General features: G+C 42.9%; 14 protein-coding genes and 1 rRNA gene. 4 read left to right on the forward strand and 11 right to left on the reverse strand.

Going from position 1 to position 18,145, the window contains the following annotated elements; translation table 11 throughout:
• Positions 1–136 precede the first annotated feature (136 nt).
• Entirely contained in the window at positions 137–1,822 is a 1,686-nt protein-coding gene (ilvD, locus tag FTU03_RS10155; protein WP_179992898.1) for a dihydroxy-acid dehydratase, read from the reverse strand.
• Positions 1,823–2,012: 190 nt separating this feature from the next.
• Complete coding sequence (ilvD, locus tag FTU03_RS10160) at positions 2,013–3,842, reverse strand: dihydroxy-acid dehydratase (protein ID WP_081402678.1); 1,830 nt, start codon at positions 3,840–3,842, stop codon at positions 2,013–2,015.
• 407 nt (positions 3,843–4,249) lie between these two features.
• On the opposite strand from ilvD (FTU03_RS10160), the gene fmt reads away from it, so the two are divergent.
• Together fmt and rsmB are read left to right on the forward strand one after the other, a co-directional pair.
• Positions 4,250–5,212 carry a methionyl-tRNA formyltransferase gene (gene fmt / locus FTU03_RS10165; RefSeq protein WP_004780397.1) on the forward strand — a complete coding sequence of 321 codons (963 nt, stop codon included), beginning with the start codon at positions 4,250–4,252 and terminating at the stop codon, positions 5,210–5,212.
• Entirely contained in the window at positions 5,209–6,513 is a 1,305-nt protein-coding gene (gene rsmB, locus FTU03_RS10170) for a 16S rRNA (cytosine(967)-C(5))-methyltransferase RsmB (protein WP_179992897.1), read from the forward strand. Before fmt ends, rsmB begins: the two co-directional genes overlap by 4 nt.
• Before the next feature lie 62 nt (positions 6,514–6,575).
• Here the strand turns inward: rsmB and zupT are convergent, their stop codons facing one another.
• From zupT to FTU03_RS10190, 4 genes are all read right to left on the reverse strand, one after another.
• Positions 6,576–7,391 (reverse strand): zinc transporter ZupT, encoded by an 816-nt coding sequence (gene zupT, locus FTU03_RS10175; protein WP_179992896.1) that lies wholly within the window; start codon positions 7,389–7,391, stop codon positions 6,576–6,578.
• A gap of 83 nt (positions 7,392–7,474) precedes the next feature.
• Positions 7,475–7,585, reverse strand: coding sequence for a methionine/alanine import family NSS transporter small subunit (locus FTU03_RS10180; RefSeq protein ID WP_004780392.1), 111 nt, complete (start codon positions 7,583–7,585; stop codon positions 7,475–7,477).
• Between the two features lie 10 nt (positions 7,586–7,595).
• Positions 7,596–9,071 (reverse strand): sodium-dependent transporter, encoded by a 1,476-nt coding sequence (locus FTU03_RS10185; protein WP_125279821.1) that lies wholly within the window; start codon positions 9,069–9,071, stop codon positions 7,596–7,598.
• A 593-nt stretch (positions 9,072–9,664) separates the two neighbouring features.
• Complete coding sequence (locus tag FTU03_RS10190; protein ID WP_179992895.1) at positions 9,665–11,113, reverse strand: aldehyde dehydrogenase family protein; 1,449 nt, start codon at positions 11,111–11,113, stop codon at positions 9,665–9,667.
• 130 nt (positions 11,114–11,243) lie between these two features.
• On the opposite strand from FTU03_RS10190, the gene FTU03_RS10195 reads away from it, so the two are divergent.
• Both FTU03_RS10195 and FTU03_RS10200 read left to right on the forward strand, forming a co-directional pair.
• Positions 11,244–11,936 carry a TIGR04219 family outer membrane beta-barrel protein gene (locus FTU03_RS10195; protein ID WP_179992894.1) on the forward strand — a complete coding sequence of 231 codons (693 nt, stop codon included), beginning with the start codon at positions 11,244–11,246 and terminating at the stop codon, positions 11,934–11,936.
• Between the two features lie 350 nt (positions 11,937–12,286).
• Positions 12,287–12,838: a type 1 glutamine amidotransferase domain-containing protein gene (locus FTU03_RS10200; protein WP_179992893.1), complete on the forward strand. Its 552-nt coding sequence runs from the start codon at positions 12,287–12,289 to the stop codon at positions 12,836–12,838.
• A gap of 60 nt (positions 12,839–12,898) precedes the next feature.
• On the opposite strand, the gene FTU03_RS10205 is transcribed toward FTU03_RS10200, so the two are convergent.
• The 5 genes from FTU03_RS10205 to rrf all read right to left on the reverse strand — a co-directional run.
• The gene (locus FTU03_RS10205) at positions 12,899–13,222 is read right to left on the reverse strand and encodes an ankyrin repeat domain-containing protein (protein ID WP_179992892.1); all 324 of its coding nucleotides are present in this window, start codon (positions 13,220–13,222) and stop codon (positions 12,899–12,901) included.
• 57 nt (positions 13,223–13,279) lie between these two features.
• Positions 13,280–14,554: a HEPN domain-containing protein gene (locus tag FTU03_RS10210; protein ID WP_179992891.1), complete on the reverse strand. Its 1,275-nt coding sequence runs from the start codon at positions 14,552–14,554 to the stop codon at positions 13,280–13,282.
• Between the two features lie 95 nt (positions 14,555–14,649).
• Positions 14,650–15,999: an aromatic acid/H+ symport family MFS transporter gene (locus FTU03_RS10215; RefSeq protein ID WP_179992890.1), complete on the reverse strand. Its 1,350-nt coding sequence runs from the start codon at positions 15,997–15,999 to the stop codon at positions 14,650–14,652.
• Positions 16,000–16,365: 366 nt separating this feature from the next.
• On the reverse strand, positions 16,366–17,730 hold the full coding sequence (locus FTU03_RS10220; RefSeq protein WP_179992889.1) for an MFS transporter: 1,365 nt from the start codon (positions 17,728–17,730) through the stop codon (positions 16,366–16,368).
• A gap of 330 nt (positions 17,731–18,060) precedes the next feature.
• Positions 18,061–18,145, reverse strand: a 5S ribosomal RNA gene (gene rrf / locus FTU03_RS10225); the annotation flags it as partial.

An 18,145-nucleotide genomic window follows, 5' to 3' on the forward strand; every position in this document is an offset into this window, starting at 1 on the left:
AGATTTTGTCATGCCAGCCCTTGCCAGCAGGATCGTTTTATTCAACATCCTATTATGAGGATGTTTATGACCTGATATAAGTCTTGTGCAAAACTTATATCAAGTCAGCAACAAATGTTCAATGTTTTCTAGGACTTTAGATTTCAAGATTTAGGTCAGTCACGGCCCCGGTCTCCGCCCCAGAGGTCAGTTTGGCGAATTTCGCCAGTGCCCCGTGAGTGTAATTCGGTTTCGGTTTCACCCAGGCCGCCTGACGTGCAGCAAGCTCTTCATCCGAAATATGCCAGGTCATTTCACGGGTTTCCGCATTAATGGAAATTTCATCGCCATTTTGCACCAGACCAATCGGGCCACCCTCATAGGCTTCCGGTGTGACATGACCAATCACAAAACCATGACTTCCGCCTGAGAAACGGCCATCAGTAATCAGTGCGACTGAATCCCCCAGACCTTTACCAATAATAGCAGAAGTCGGTTTTAGCATTTCCGGCATGCCCGGTCCACCTTTAGGACCTACACCGCGAATCACGAGTACCTCACCTGGCTGAACTTCGCCATCCAGAATCCCGCGCATCGCACCCTGTTCGCCTTCAAACACGCGGGCCGGTCCTTTGAAATATAGACCTTCTTTACCGGTAATTTTGGCCACAGCCCCATTCGGTGACAGGTTGCCTTTCATAATGATCAGATGCGAGTCTTTTTTCACCGGTTGGTCGAATGGCAAAATAATCTGCTGGTCTTCAGGATAATCTTCTACATCTGCCAGGTTTTCTGCCAGTGTTTTTCCGGTCACAGTCAGGCAGGAACCATCTAGCATGCCAGCATCCAGCATGCGTTTCATCAATGGCTGGATCCCACCAATGGCAATCAGTTCCGACATTAGATATTTACCGGATGGACGGACATCGGCGACTACAGGAATTTCTTTACCAATTCGTACAAAGTCATCCAGGCTCAGCTCAACACCCGCTGTATGCGCCATGGCTAACAGATGCAGCACTCCATTGGTTGATCCACCCAATGCAATCAATACTTTAATTGAATTTTCAAAAGCCGCTTTGGTCATGATGTCACGTGGCTTGATATCCAGACGTAGCAGATTCATCACTGCTTCACCAGCACGGGCACAGTCAATCTGCTTGTCTTCAGACACCGCTTCCTGTGCGGATGAGCCTGGCAGGCTCATGCCGAGAGCTTCAATCGCAGAGGCCATAGAATTGGCGGTATACATCCCCCCACAAGAACCCGGCCCTGGCAAAGACACTTCTTCAATATGTTTCACCTGAATCGCATTAATTTCGCCTTTGGCATGCTGACCGACCGCTTCAAATACAGAAATCATGTCAGTATGGCCTTCACCCGGCTTGATGGTACCGCCATAAATAAACAGACCCGGACGGTTTAAGCGTGCCAAGCCCATGATGCAGCCCGGCATGTTTTTGTCACAACCGCCAATGGCAATCACGCCATCATAGGCCTGACAACCAACTACTGCTTCAATCGAATCGGCAATAATTTCCCGCGACAGCAAGGAGTATTTCATCCCTTCAGTCCCGTTGGAAATCCCATCAGAAATAGTGATGGTATTGAAGATAATGCCCTTACCACCGGCAGCATTCACGCCCTGCTCGACTGTACGTGCCAGGCCATCAATATGCATATTGCAAGGGGTCACATTGGCCCAGGTCGACGCGATCCCGATAAACGGACGAGTAAAGTCTTCATCCTGAAAACCGGTGGCACGCATCATGGAACGGGCCGGTGCATTTTCGATGCCTTCATAGACGGGAGCAGAATGTTCTCGGATATTGTCTTTACTCATTTTATTCGTCCTGGATGTAATTCTTGTGAAGCTTAAAAGCTGTCTAGGTTTTATTCGATTGTATAGAAAGCGATCTTTAGATAAAAGTAAGACTCTGTGTATCTGATTCAGTTATTTGAGGTAGTGCAATTATCAAAAATAAAAAAAGCACCCCTCTGGAGTGCTTTTTTGCGCTATAAAAATTTACAGCTTAGATTTCACGTACTGCGCCTTTCGCCGCACTAGTCGTATGCATCGCATAGGCTTTTAGGGCTTTAGAAATCTTACGTGGACGGTCTTCCACTGGATGCCAGCCTTTTTCATCTTGAGCAGCACGACGAGCGGCCATAGTCGCATCATCAACAGCCAGATGAATGGTACGGTTTGGAATATCGATTTCGATACGGTCGCCATCTTCAACCAGACCAATAGCACCACCTTCAGCTGCTTCCGGAGAAACGTGACCAATCGACAGACCTGAAGAACCACCAGAGAAACGGCCGTCAGTCAGAAGTGCGCACTCTTTACCAAGACCTTTAGATTTCAGGTAGCTGGTTGGGTACAGCATTTCCTGCATACCAGGGCCACCACGTGGACCTTCGTAACGAATCACAACTACATCACCTGCTGTGATTTTACCACCCAGAATCGCATCTACCGCAGAATCCTGACTTTCAAATACGCGTGCAGTCCCGTTAAATTTCAGGATTGATTCATCTACACCAGCTGTTTTTACGATACAGCCATCCAGCGCGATGTTGCCATAAAGTACAGCCAGACCACCGTCTTTAGAGAAAGCATGTTCTGCATTACGGATCACACCATTTTCACGGTCGCCATCCAGACGTGAGTAGTAACGGTCTTGTGAGAATGCAGTTTGAGTTGGTACACCGCCCGGTGCTGATTTAAAGAATTTATACACTTCCTCATCTTCAGTACGGATGATGTCCCACTTGTCCAAAGCATCTTTTAATGTTGCTTCGTGAACCGTACCGACAGAGGTATCTAACAGGCCTGCACGATCCAGTTCACCGAGGATCGACATGATACCGCCGGCACGGTGTACATCTTCCATATGCACGTCATTCTTCGCAGGAGCAACTTTACAAAGCACTGGTACTTTACGAGACAGACGGTCGATATCATCCATCGTAAAGTCTACACCTGCTTCATTTGCAGCAGCTAACAGGTGAAGTACTGTGTTAGTTGAACCACCCATCGCGATATCCAAAGTCATGGCATTTTCATACGATGCTTTGGTCACCATTGAACGTGGCAAGACGCTGTAATCATCTTGTTCATAATGACGTTTTGCCAGTTCAACAATGAGAGAACCAGCGCGTTCGAACAGTTTTTTACGGTTCGCATGCGTTGCCAAAGTTGAACCGTTACCTGGAAGTGATAGACCCAATGCTTCAGTCAAACAGTTCATTGAGTTCGCAGTGAACATGCCTGAACATGAACCACAGGTTGGGCATGCAGAACGTTCGTATTCCGCAACTTCTTCATCAGTATAGTTATCATCTGCAGCGACGATCATCGCATCGATCAGGTCGATGGCTTTGTCATTACCACGAATTTTTACTTTACCGGCTTCCATCGGACCGCCAGACACGAAGACCACTGGAATGTTCAGACGCATTGCTGCCATCAACATCCCCGGAGTGATCTTGTCACAGTTCGAGATACACACCATGGCATCGGCACAGTGTGCGCTGACCATATATTCCACCGAGTCAGCAATCAGGTCGCGTGAAGGCAGTGAATACAACATACCGTCATGACCCATCGCAATGCCGTCATCAACAGCAATGGTATTGAATTCTTTTGCTACACCGCCTGCCTGTTCAATCTGACGTGCCACGAGTTGGCCTAGATCTTTAAGGTGAACATGACCCGGTACAAACTGAGTGAATGAGTTCACCACGGCAATAATCGGTTTACCGAAGTCTTCATCCTTCATCCCAGTTGCGCGCCATAAGCCACGCGCACCCGCCATGTTTCTTCCGTGTGTCGATGTTTTTGAACGATAGTCAGGCATTTTATATTTCCAACAAAGTTTGAGCTTGAAATGAACCGAAAAAGGTTCACTCTGGCTAGATCATACTGACAATGAGCTTAAATCAGTCGAATGTTAGACCTATCATACTACAAGCCATTGTTTTACAAGATGACCTATTCGTTGTAGATGCAGACAAAAATGTCTATAGAGAGGTCTCGGTGAGCTGACAATAAAAATCTCTTAATAAAGCTACTATACCGCCATCATGGATCGGACAATACAAAACTTTCATGAATAATTTTTAGAATTTGCATGAGTTTTTTTTATATAAAATTTAATTAAAAGTAGGAATCTATAATCGCTGTAACAGTTAAGTGCATTGTAGATTAGGCGGCCATTTGGCTTTTAGCTTATAATAGCTGCCAAGTTTATTTGGAATTTCATGTGTGAAAATCATATTTGCAGGCACACCAGAATTTGCAGCAACTGCATTGGCTGCGCTTCTCAAAACCGATCATGAAATTGTGGCGGTCTATACTCAGCCGGACCGTAAAGCCGGTCGTGGTCAGAAACTTACCGCTTCTGCTGTGAAACAGCTGGCGCTTGAACATGACATTCCGGTATATCAGCCACTTCATTTCAAGTCTTCAACTGAAGAAGGTCTTGCTGCTCAGGCTGAGTTAAAAGCGTTGAATGCTGATGTGATGGTTGTAGCTGCCTATGGTCTGATTTTGCCGCAAGTGGTTCTGGATACGCCTAAATATGGTTGCCTGAATATTCATGGTTCACTGCTGCCACGCTGGCGTGGTGCTGCGCCGATCCAACGTGCAATTGCAACAGGTGATCACGAAACTGGCGTGACCATCATGAAAATGGCTGCCGGGCTGGATACTGGTGACATGATGTATAAAACTTTATGTCCTATCACTGCAGAAGATACTTCAGCTAGCCTGCACGATAAACTGGCTGCTCAAGGTGCGGAAGCAATTGTAGCGGTACTGGAATCTGAAGAAAAATTACAACAGTATTTAGCCGCACGGGAAGTGCAGGACGAAGAACTTACCGTCTATGCTCATAAGCTATCTAAAGCAGAAGCCCGAATTGACTGGAGCTGTACTGCCTCTAATATTGACCGTAATATCCGTGCCTTTAATCCTTGGCCGGTGGCTTTTATCCCTCTAGATGAAAATAACAACCTGCGGGTTTGGGGTTCGGTACTCTCAGAAAAAAATGCACACTGTCATGCAGCCGGCACGATTCTGGCGATTGATAAACAGGGTGTGCATGTAGCCTGTGGTGATGAAAAAGCAGTGTGTTTAACTTCACTGCAATGGCCGGGCGGCAAACCGCTCAATCCGGTACAAATTAACCAGACCCAAAAATTACATGTAGGACAATTATTGGCATGAGTCATTCTGAATCAGGCACATCTCACCTTAACTTGCGTGCCCAAGTGATTCGTACCTTACTTGCTGTACAGCAAGGACAATCTCTGGCCAGCATCTTGCCGCTGCATTTAAAGAAAGTGGCTGACCGTGATCGTGCCCTGTTCCATGAACTGGTTTTGGGTACTTTGCGTCAATGGTACGCACTTAAAAGTATTACTCTGCCACTGCTGGTGAAGCCTTTAAATAATGACACGGTTGAAACCTGTCTCTATGTCGGCCTATACCAGTTACTGGAAACCCGAATTGCACCGCATGCTGCCATTTCTGAAACCGTGACTGCAGTAAAGCAACTTGGTTATCAGGCTTTAAGTGGCGTAGTCAATGCCATCCTGCGCCGTGTTTCACGTGAAACATCGGAATTTCAGGCAGCACTGGATCAGGCTCATGGCCTGCCAAGCTGGCTATTTAAACGTCTGAAAAAAGACTGGCCAGAGCAGCTTACTGAGCTGAGTCATGAACTGAAACAGATTGCTCCACTGACCTTACGCGTAAATGAACGTCAGGTTAGCCGTGAAGACTATCTGGAAATTCTGGAAGAGCACGAAATTCCGGCTCACGCCTGTACTGTTTCCAAGGTCGGAATTGTCCTGGATGCCAATGTACAGGTACCTGATTTACCCGGCTTTGATGTCGGCGGTTTTTCGGTGCAGGATGAACATGCCCAGCTCTGCGCTACCTTGTTGCCAGATCTCGATGACAAGTTTGTGATTGATGCCTGTGCAGCACCGGGTGGTAAAACGGCGCATATTCTAGAAAAATATCAGCCGCGTAAACTGATTGCGCTGGATCAGGATGCCAAGCGTTTAACGCGTGTCACTGAGAATCTTGAACGTCTGTTATTAGAAGGCGAACACGTTGAAATTAAAGCCGCAGATGCCATTACCTGGCAGGCACCGGAACAGCCGGACTGTATCGTACTGGATGCGCCTTGTTCAGCCATCGGTGTAATGCGTCGCCATCCCGATATTCGTCTGTTACGTCATTCAACCGATATTACCCAGACGGTAGAGTTACAAAAGCAGATTCTGGAAAATATGTGGCAGCAACTGAAAGTCGGTGGCACCCTGCTCTATATCACTTGTTCAATTCTTAAAGCGGAAAATGAACAGCAGATGGTCGAATTCTTTAACAAACATCCCGAGGCTAAAGAAATTAAAATTGAAGCCGATTGGGGCATTGAACAGATCCATGGTCGTCAGCTTCTCCCTAAAACTGGTCAAGGCGATGGATTCTTCTATTGCCGGATTGAAAAAACTGCTTAAATGATATTGCTAAAAGAAAAGGTAGCTTCGGCTGCCTTTTTTATTGTTTTGATTTGAGATTCTTATTGTACAAATTTAAAAATCACTAGACTGGTCGCCAGTGCCGCCATCCCGCTGACCAGACCATACACGGTTTCATGACCTTTAGAAAAACGTTTCGCAGTTGGCAAAAGTTCATCCAGTGCCAGATAAACCATCACCCCACCGATAATCCCAAACACCATGCCATAAATAGTATGGCTCATATACGGCGCCAGAATGAAATAACCCAGCGCAGCGCCCAGAGGTTCAGCAAGGCCTGAAACCAGACTAGCCACAAGTGCATAGTCTTTACGGCCTGTTGCACCATAAACCGGTAATGCAATCGCAACACCTTCAGGCACATTATGAATCGCAATGGCAACCGCCAATGGTGCACCCAGTGCAGGACTTTCCAGCGTCGCAAAAAAAGTCGCCAATCCTTCTGGCAGGTTATGTGCACTAATCGCAAATAACGTCAGTAGTCCTGTTCTTAGTAATTGCGGCTGACTCAGATCCTGTTTCGATTGAGCCTCAATGGTTTCATGCGGATTAGGAACGAATCGATCCAGCAATAAGACCAGTACCACACCCAATAAAAAGGCAAAAGTACCATAAGCAAAACCGGATTTTTCATCAAAAGCCAGGCTAAAAGAACTAATAGATTTATTTAAAATTTCTGTGAGCGAGACATAGATCATTGCTCCGGCAGCAAAGGCCAGTCCGAAGGCTAAAACCCGGTAATTCGGTTTTTTCAAGAACAGCACCAATCCCCCACCCACGAGGGTAGCCAGACCTGCCAAAAATGTCACTGCAAAAGCGGTATAGACTTGTGCATCGGTAACGGGAGCAATTCCCATAAGTCTGCCCATTAAAAAAGTCATTATCACCAAAGATGATAATGACTTTCATTTACAGCAACAATGTGTTTATGTGAAGATTTTTAGTCTTCTGGTTCTTCTGGATTTTTTGCCAGATGCATGACAGCCAGTGCCAGACCACCCCATAATAAAACCATGGAGAAAATCATCATAATTAATGCAGATGTATTCATATTCGTTCTCCTAACTATGACGATCTTTAACTAGACTGAACAAAATGGCACCCAGAATAAAGAATGCAATCGTACCCCCACCAATCATCCATAACGTACTTGCAGGATAATCACCGTAACCCTCTGCCATGATTGATTTCAGGGTTAAACCTAATGCTGATAATAAAGATAACGGTGTGATCACAGTCAGCATGAACTTCCAGCTGCCACCCAGTTTCAGACTGGCAAACTCGTTCACATGTGTTTCCAGCTGTTTCATCAATGGACGACGGAACCAGGACAATAAAATGATCGAGAACAGACCACCACCCACAATACCAATGTTGTTAGCGAAGTAGTCAATGATGTCGACAAAGGTAATAGCACTATGAGTCGAGAACATCAAGGTAGATACAACTGCTGAACCACCCGCAATAATGGTCACTGACTTGTTCTTTGACCAGCCAAGTTTGTCCTGGAATGCCGCAATTGGCACCTGCAGAATACTGACCATGGAGGTAATACCTGCCACCGTCAATGAACCAAAGAACAGGAAGCCAAACAGGTCACCGCCTGCACCTAAACTGGAAATGATTTTCGGGAAGGCAATAAAGGCCAGACCGATACCACCAGAGACCACATCTTCAACCTTTGCACCTGAACTGAACGCCATAAAACCAAGCGCTGCAAAAACCCCAATACCTGCCAGGATTTCAAAAGACGAGTTAGCCAATGCCACCACGACACCTGAACCGGTCAGGTTAGTTTTGCGTTTCAGGTAAGAAGCATAAGTCAACATAATCCCGAAGCCCACTGAGAGTGAGAAGAAGATGTGACCAAACGCAGCCAGCCAGACTTTATAGTTAGTCATGGCTTCCCAGTTTGGGGTAAAGAAGGCATTTAAGCCATCGACTGCACCCGGTAAACGTACCGCCTGAATCACCAGAATCGTGAATAAAATTACCAGCAAAGGCATGAATATTTTATTCGCCAATTCCACCCCACGGCGTACCCCACCGTAAAGAATCAGCATCACGGCTGCCCAAACGATCACCAGACCAAAGAACAGGACCGGTACAAAACCGAAAGTTAAGCCCTCACCATTTTGCAGGTAGCTATTGAAGAAAAAGGCTTGTGTATCTGTGCCCCATTGCTGTCCAAAGGAATAAATCATATAGCTGCCGGCCCAAGACAGGACGCTGGCATAATAAATCCCGATGATCAGGGTCACCATGACCTGCCACCAACCCAGAGATTCTGCATTCATGAGTTTTTTATAGGCCATCGGTGGTGCTTTGCGGAACTTATGTCCGACTGCATAATCTAAAAATAATAGAGGTAAACCTGCTGCAAAAATCGCAATCAGATAAGGAATCAGGAATGCCCCGCCGCCATTTTCATAGGCAACGTATGGAAAGCGCCAAATATTCCCCAAACCAACGGCAGAGCCAATGGCTGCAATAATAAATCCTGATCGTGCCGACCAATTCTCTCGAGTATCTGTCATAGAACACCTAAACTTTAAACTTCATTCAATACTGCTTATTATGGTTATGTCGCGAGCACTGAAGAAGCATTTCAATTATTTCGGGTGTTTGAATTAGAGTTATACCTTTTGGGCATCGAATTCTAATATACAAACAGGTCAGCTAGCCGGACAGCTTGCTTAAAGTCTGAGCAGAAAGCCGACCTTGTAGATGGTTCAACAATACTGACTTTTTCAATTTTTTTCTGTAATTTCTGCTTAAAACATTCTTTTTTTATAATCTATTCTTATCAAATGCTCAATAATTCTACGCTGATCCCTTGATTTTATTGGTTATATGTATATAAACTTTTTGGAATATATTGTTTTTAAGTTTTACTACAGTTTTCAAGCAATTTTTCGCTCTTAATTCATCAAGTGTTAAATAGAAATTGAAAAAGTATTTTTATACCTTCCTCGCTTATTTTCTTCTGAATAAAAACAGAGCTGTGTCTTCATTTATTCAGCCTATATTTTCTGCCTACGCTGCTACCTTTTTAAGCAATAAAAAGCAAAATTCCACAACCGGTCTTAATTATCCCGATTGTGGAACAGTACTGATTGATTCGGTCAGCTTAACATTTGATGACAAGCATCCGTTCTTCCTGCATGTCACGAATCGCAGACTGAATGCCTTCACGGCCCAGACCGGAATCCTTGACACCGCCATAAGGCATATTATCAACACGGAATGACGGAATATCATTAATGATGACACCACCCACATGCAGATGATCCCAGGCATACATCATCTTCTGCAGATTCTGGGTATAGATGCCGGCTTGCAGACCAAAGCGACTGCTATTAATACAGGCAATCCCTGATTCAAAATCGCTATAAGCTTCAATAATAGCGACCGGACCAAACACTTCATTACGGTAAATTTCCAGTTGATGGTCTACCTTTTCCAACAGGATCGGTTCAAACATCGCACCCTTCACTTCACCACCAGTCAGTACATTGGCACCTTGCGCTACGGCATCTTCCATCCAGCGATGCAAACGTTTAGCTTCAGCTTCCTTGATCATTGGCCCTAGCAAAGTTGTTTCCAGATCGGGATCACCGGCTTTCAGATGTTGTAGTTTCTGAACCAGCTTGTCTTTCAGTTCTTCAAAAATATCCTGATGCACCAGAATACGTTGCACACTGATACACACCTGCCCTGCATGACCATAAGCACCACCAATCAGACGATCAATCAGCTGTTCGCTGAGTTCAGTATCTGGCTCAATCATTACTGCGGCATTCCCACCGAGTTCCAGAGTAACTTTTTTGCGGCCGGCGCGGGCTTTCATATCCCAGCCCACGACATCAGAACCGGTAAAGCTCAATAGTTTAAAACGGTCATCTGTAACCAGTACATCTGCAAGATCGCGTGGACACGGCAGAACTGAGAATGCATTCTTCGGTAAATCAGTTTCTGCCAGAATCTCGGCAATTTTTAAGGCTGAAACCGGAGTCAGACTCGCCGGTTTTAATACAAATGGACAACCTGCAGCAATTGCCGGCGCAATTTTGTGTGCAGTCAGATTTAATGGAAAGTTAAATGGACTAATCAGGGATACAGCGCCAATCGGTACTTGCTTAACCATGCCCTGATAACCGGTAGCTGCGGCGGTGACTGCCAGAGGCAAAATACGGCCCTGATCCATCTGGGTGACCGCATCTGCCGCAATCTGGAAGGTATTGATCAGACGTTCTACTTCTGCACCGGCTGCTTTACGTGGCTTGCCACCTTCCGCAATCAGGATTTCAGTCAGTTCTTCACGGATTTCATTAAACCGCTTCACACAATGCAGCAGAATTTTTTGTTTCTGGAAAGGTTCCAATGCTGCCATTTCTGCTTCTGCCTGAGTCGCAGACTGAATCGCCTTTTCTAAAGTTTCAGCATCTGCCAGCGCGACAAGTGCATAAAGCTCCTGACTATATTTATGTTTGACCTCCAGCCATTCACCCGTTTTTACCGGCTGTCCTGCCACATATAATGGATAGTCTTGATGATGTTGTGCTGCTGTCGATCCCATTATTCTGCCCTTCACATTAGCATATACATTTTAGAAATTACCTATATCATGCACTTACTGATTACGTTTAAGAAGATGTATTTAGGTAACAAAATCGCTCAATTTAAAGAAAGCGTAAGGAAAATTAGAAATGCGTACACAATTATTCACTGCATTATTACTAGGATTAGGACTGAGCAGCATAGGCCATGCCGATGTGATTGGTCTTAAAGCAGATGCCAGCTACTGGAATTTTGACGGTTATAGCCAATCTGCCAATGCCAGCAAACAGGACCTGGATCGCCAAGGCACGGCACAACTGTCGGTTGCATTTGAACATCCAGTACCACTACTGCCAAATGCCAAAATCAAATATGTGAATCTGGACAGCAATAGCGAACAAAGCACCCCGCTGAATGCTGCCGATATCGAACTCAATAATATCGACTATATTCTGTATTACGAACTGCTGGATACCATTGTGCATGCTGATATCGGTGCGGGTCTGACTAATCTGGATGGTACAGTCAGAAATCTGAATGCAGGTGTCCTGACTCAGTACGATCTAGATGAATATAGTCCATTACTCTACGCTACAGCTGGGGTAAAACTGCCATTAACTGGCATGAGTGCTAAAGCTGAAGCGGTTTACAGTCACGGTAGCGATATCAAAAAGACTGATGTTCAGGCTGAACTGCAATATGACTTTATTGATAACCTGCTGGTCGATGTAGGGGCTAAAGTCGGTTATCGCATCATGAATATCGATGCCGAACAAAATAATGCGCCAGACTTGGAACTAGAATTTAAAGGTCCTTATATCGGCTTAGACATACACTTCTAAATAATATAATGACTTATGGAAATTAGCCTTAACCCTGTAAGCCGAGACGTACAATGATGGATGTCATCGACGTCTATGCCAGTTTTTAGGTTCAGACTATTCTATAAACATACAGAGCAGGAAGCTCAAATACCTAAAAACAAGAAGAATAAAGCAGTGCACCAGGACGTGAGGTACGACAGGAGTTATACCTAAACACGAGATACGAAAAAAGCCCCAACAGGATGTTGGGGCTTTTTTTATCTATAAATTCTTAGCATTGTTTAACAGTTCCGAGCTAAAAATCCAACATTGTAAGAATCGCCTTGTTGTTAATCTGAAAATCCTCACATTTTTTGGGAACAGCAATCATGGTAAAAAAGGTCCTCTTTATTACTTCAAACCAAGGCGTTGAACATGATGAACTGGTCGAGCCTTTAAATTTTCTAAAATCCAAAGGATTTGAAGTGATTCATGCGGCAGAAAAAAATGAAGAGGTGGCAACAGTAAAAGGCGATACTAAAGCTGCTACCTCATATACGCCTGATACCAGTTTTGATCATGTCACGCTGGATGATTATGATCTCTTGGTTGTTCCTGGTGGCACTGTGAATGCAGATACGCTAAGAATCAATGAATCTGCCCAGAAAATCGTGCAGCATTTTGCTGATCAGCATAAACCGATTGCCGCAATCTGTCATGGGCCATGGGTTCTGATTGACGCACAGCGAATTAAGGATAAAAACCTGACCTCGTATAAGAGCATCAAACTGGATCTGGAAAATGCCGGTGGTAAATGGGTCGATGAACAGGTTCATCGCTGCAATACCGGTGACTGGGTGCTAATTACTTCACGTAATCCGGATGATATTCCTGCTTTCAATGACGCCATCTTAAAAGAACTGGAAGGCGATGCTGCCTAAGTTCACACTATAAAAAAGCCTCCAGATGGAGGCTTTTTTATTTTCTTGATCTTATTTTATTTAAATGCCACCTTTTAGGCTTTTTAGATAAGCCACTACATCTTTATTACCGGCCATTTCTGCCAGTTCCAAAGCGGTATAGGTACTGCGATGATCGACATCTGCGCCTTTGCTGACCAAGAGTTTGACTACTTCGAGATGATCATTTTCAGCCGCAGCCTGCAAAGCGCTATAGCCTTCTTCATCGGCAGAGTTGACGTCCAAACCTTCTTGTAGGCCGTTCTCAACCTGTTCAACATCACCGATTGAGGCCCAGTACACCAGTTCAGGAAGATGTAGTTCATCGTCATCTTCAGGGATTGGGGAGAATGAGTTGAGTTTCATAATAAATCAAAATTAATATTTATGAATAAGTATCTTACAAGTTCAAATGTTTAATTTCTATTGTATTTCATTATGTATATTATCTAGTCGAATCGTTTGTTCTTTAATTTGAGATAATTTTGTATAGTTACCTACTACTGACAAACCTAAGACACTGATAATTAACCAAGCAGTCCAATTAGCTAATTCAACAACATCAATAGTATCTATATCTGACCAATATGCTCTATGTAGTGCCTTAGATCTTTTATTATATGATTTTTTAATTTTAGATTTTATATTTTTATAATTTTCAACATCATGAATGCGATAACCACCATATACCAACATACAAGCAAGCCCTTTTGCATTTGCTTCAGATATTCCTTTATCTGTAATAGAAAAGAAACATTCAATACATGACCATAATTTAACAAATTTCATAGTATCGTTATTGTCTTTTGAAGCTTCACAAAACCAATATACAGATTTAATAATCGCATCCTCTACTTCCGTTTTTAATTCTTTTTCTAAAATATTAAAGAAATCATCAAAGAATAAATTAGTTTTCAAATATTCTAATATTTCGGAATTAATCTCTGCATCAAAAAACTTAGGAAATGAATAAGAAAAACTTCCACCTGAGCTTTCTTGCTCCCACTGCAAACGAGGTTGATAAGATTTATGACTAGAAGAAGAATTCAAAGCTTGAATTCTATAATTCAGTATTGATTTTTTATTAATTGCCTGCAAACAGATACTTAAAAAGCTAGTAATTAAATTGGCCTTGTAATCAAATTTTTGCTCTGCTTGTTTCTTACTCCCTTTTTCACTTCCATAAATCCACAAATAATTCTTCATCATGTCATAAAAGTTAGTCTCATCTTTTCCATATGCCTTAACAAATATTGATAAATCGGGAGAAATTATTTTGTATTTTCCAAAATTTAATTGTTCTATGTCTTTAAGCTTTATGCCTTCACAACAGTTAATATTATTAAATATTCTTATTTCTTTCTTTGATAGCTTATAGACATCATCTAACATATTTTCTAGAGGTTTTTCATTTAAAATATAGTCTGCATATACTTTTTTTAAAATTAAGAAAAGTTCAGAGAAAGTTATATAATTTTCAAAGTTGTAATAAATAATTAATTTACTAGTAAGTGATCTTAAAATCTCTCTTGTATCAGTTGTCATAAAAATTGTTTTTTCTTTAGATAAAGTTAGCTCTTGTCCAAGATGATCATCAAGATTTTTTATATCATCAAAGCCATTTATCTTAACGAATGCTTGTGGTTTAAATAGTGAGTCAATCATTTGTTGTAGTGTTATTTTTTCAATTCTATTCATAAAATTTATTAAATTTAAAATACTTATATCATTCTAAATCGTATACATTACATAAAAAAGCCCCCTTTCGGAGGCTTCTTATTTCAAACCAAGTTTTAAGCCTTTGCTGCAACGGTATCTGCTGAACTAATCTTTTCAGATTCATCATCATGCATGATTAAAGCAACTGCAATCGCTGTAATCAGTACCGGTAAACCGACTGCCATAAAGTTAAAGTGTGCAGGCAGATTCATACCCAGTAAGCCACCGATCAGGATCGGGCCAACAATCGCACCCATACGACCAATCGCAGATGACCAGCCAATACCTGTTGAACGTACTGCCAACGGGTAGAATTGTGCAACATAACTGTATAGCAACATTTGCGAACCGATTGACGCTGCACCTGCCAAAAACACCAGGATGTAAAGCAGGAACTGGTTAGATGCAAAGCCCATTGAGCTCATCACAATCGCACCCATCATACCGAGGAACATCAATACCGGTTTCAGGTGGAAACGGTCAGCCAAAATACCACCGCCCACAATACCAACCACTGCACCTACGTTCATGGCCATCATAAACATCAGGCTGTTGTCCATTGAGTAGCCCGCTGCCATCATCAGCTTCGGTAACCAGCTGCTCAGCGCATACATGGTTAATAGACAAGTGAAGAAAGCAACCCAGAACAATAAGGTATTTACCGCACGGCCACGACGGAACAGGCTCACCACGTTTGCTGCTTCAGGTACATTTTCCTGTGGCAGTTTAAAGGTTGTATTCTCTGTAACACTTAGATTTGGAGCCAAACGACGTACTATTTGACGTGCTTTTTCCTGTTTGTTGTCTTTGACGATAAAGGCTAAAGATTCCGGCAGGAATTTCCAGATCACAGGCAATAAAAATAATGGAATACCTGCGATAAAGAACATGATTTGCCAACCAAAACTTGGGGTAAACCATGAACCCAATAAGGCAGCCATCACACCACCTACCGCATAACCACTAAACATAGTGGTTACTAAGGTACTACGCATTTTTTGTGGTGCATATTCAGAGGTTAGTGCCACCAGGTTTGGCATAACACCACCAATGCCCAGACCGGCAAGGAAACGTAAAATTCCGAACTCAGTCGGGTTTGAAGCAAAACCACCGGCAAAGGTTAGGCCACTGAATAACACAATACAGATCATGATCACTTTTTTACGGCCAATTTTATCTGCCAGAGAACCAAAGATCATCGCGCCAAACATCATGCCGGCAAGTGCAGTACTGGCAAGCATTCCCGCTTGAACGGCACTTAAGCCCCAGTCCTGCATTAATAAAGGTAAAACAACACCATTGATTGCTAAATCGTAGCCGTCAAACAAGATAATGAGTAAACACCAAGCAACTACATTGAAGTGAAAAGGCGTAAATTTCGCATTATCGACTACAGAATTTATATCTACTGTTTCCGTTGTCATCGTTCTCATCTCCCATGAGTACTTGTCCATAAAATCCTTTTGAATATCCGGGGGAATATTCAAGTTTTAGCAATATACGCAAGTGAGATTTAGTGCACAATAAGACCAAATGATGGAGCAATTTCAGCCATAAAATAGCGGCTATTTGTGTGATTTATCACATTTTTATAAAACTAAATAATTGAATAATTAGACATTTATTATTCTCATTAAAATGCTTATATAAATAGTCTATAGACCAATGATTTTTTGATTTATTCAATTTTTTATGAATGATTTTTATACTTTAAACAAAAAATCCCTTTCTTATGAAAGGGATCTTTTGACTCAATTCAGATTTATAGCAAGTGGATTGGCAAAAAGTGACTAGGTTTTAATAGAATTCAGCTTCTGTTTCGCCAGTGAGGTCTCAGCATTTCGTTCTGCATTCAGATCTTTACGTACAATCATCGCCACTGAAATCGCGCCGATAATGGCTGGAATCGCAACAGCCAAGAAATTCATTTTATGTGGCAGCTCCATACCCAACAGGAATCCAATAATAATTGGACCAACGATTGCCCCTACCCGACCGACTGCGGACGCACAACCAATACCGGTAGAGCGGATTGCCAATGGATAGTACTGAGCCACGAAACTATAGAGCAGAATACTACTACCAATTGCCGAAGCACCTGCAGCAGCGACTAACAGATAGATCACAGCTTGTGGAGAGTTAAAGCCTAATCCAACTAATGAAACTGCACCCAACAGGAACATGCCAATAATGACCGGTTTCAGATGGAAACGATCCGCCAGAATACCACCACCAATGGTTCCAACCACTGCACCAATATTCATGGCCATCAGGAACATCAAACTGTTACCCAGAGAATAACCCGCTGCCATCATCAGTTTTGGTAACCAGCTACCCAATGCGTAGACCATAAGCAGACACATAAAGAAGCAGCACCAGAATAATAAGGTACTCATGCTACGGCCCTGCTTAAATAAAGCAGCAATTGAAGCATCGGGTGCATGCACTTCATTCAGTACAAACTGGGTACTTGCAGTGACATTTTGCTCAGGACTGATCTGTTGAACAATTTTGCTGGCCTTTTCATTTTGCTGTTTCTTTACCAGGAAAGTTAAAGATTCCGGTAAATACAAATACAGTATAGGTAGCACCAATAATGGAATACCTGCGATATAGAACATGATTTCCCAACCAAAACTTGGGGTAAACCAGGCACCTAATAACGCCGCCATAATCCCGCCAACTGCATAACCACTAAACATGGTAGTGACTAAGGTACTACGCATTTTTTGTGGCGCATATTCAGAAGTTAATGCGACCAGATTCGGCAATACACCGCCAATACCTAAGCCGGCAATAAAACGCAGGATGCCAAATTCAGTCGGACCAGAGGCAAAACCGCCCCAGAACGTAAATCCACTGAATAAGGTCACACAAATCAGGATGACATTTTTTCGTCCAATTTTATCTGCCAGCATACCGAAGAGCATGGCACCAAACATCATGCCGGCCAGAGCGGTACTTGCAAGCATTCCGGCCTGAACTGCCGTCATATTCCATTCTTGCATCAGTAGGGGTAAAGCAACACCGTTGATTGCCAGATCATAACCGTCAAAAATAACGACAAATACGCACCAAAGTACGATCTTCAAATGAAAAGGTTTAAACTTTGCTTCATCCACTACAGCATTCACATTCACTGTTGTTGCTGTCATTTTTCCTCACCTCCAATTGTGAGCTTTTTTATTCTATAAAAAAATGAACGTTCATTCACTTTTGTATATAAAATGGATGATTCTTTAAACCTTGTCTACTGCAAAACTTACCAAGTTAGATTTTTTTAATAAAATTTAGGCTAAAGTCGTAGATCGAATATTTTTTAGACAGACCAATAAGAAAATAAGACGAAGTTGATTAATTATACTTTTCACGTTATTTATATTTTTATTATCTAGGCACAATTAGGAGGTTATTTACTTCTTTTCCTAGAAATCTCACGCATAAAAAAAAGCCCCCTGCATGAGCAGAGGGCTTTTGGAATAATGAGCTGGCGATGACTTACTCTCACATGGGAGACCCCACACTACCATCAGCGCTAAGAGGTTTCACTTCTGAGTTCGGGAAGGGATC

Origin of the sequence: Acinetobacter sp. YH12046 (assembly GCF_013419905.1) — a bacterium.
In the GTDB taxonomy this organism is placed as follows: Bacteria; Pseudomonadota; Gammaproteobacteria; order Pseudomonadales; family Moraxellaceae; genus Acinetobacter.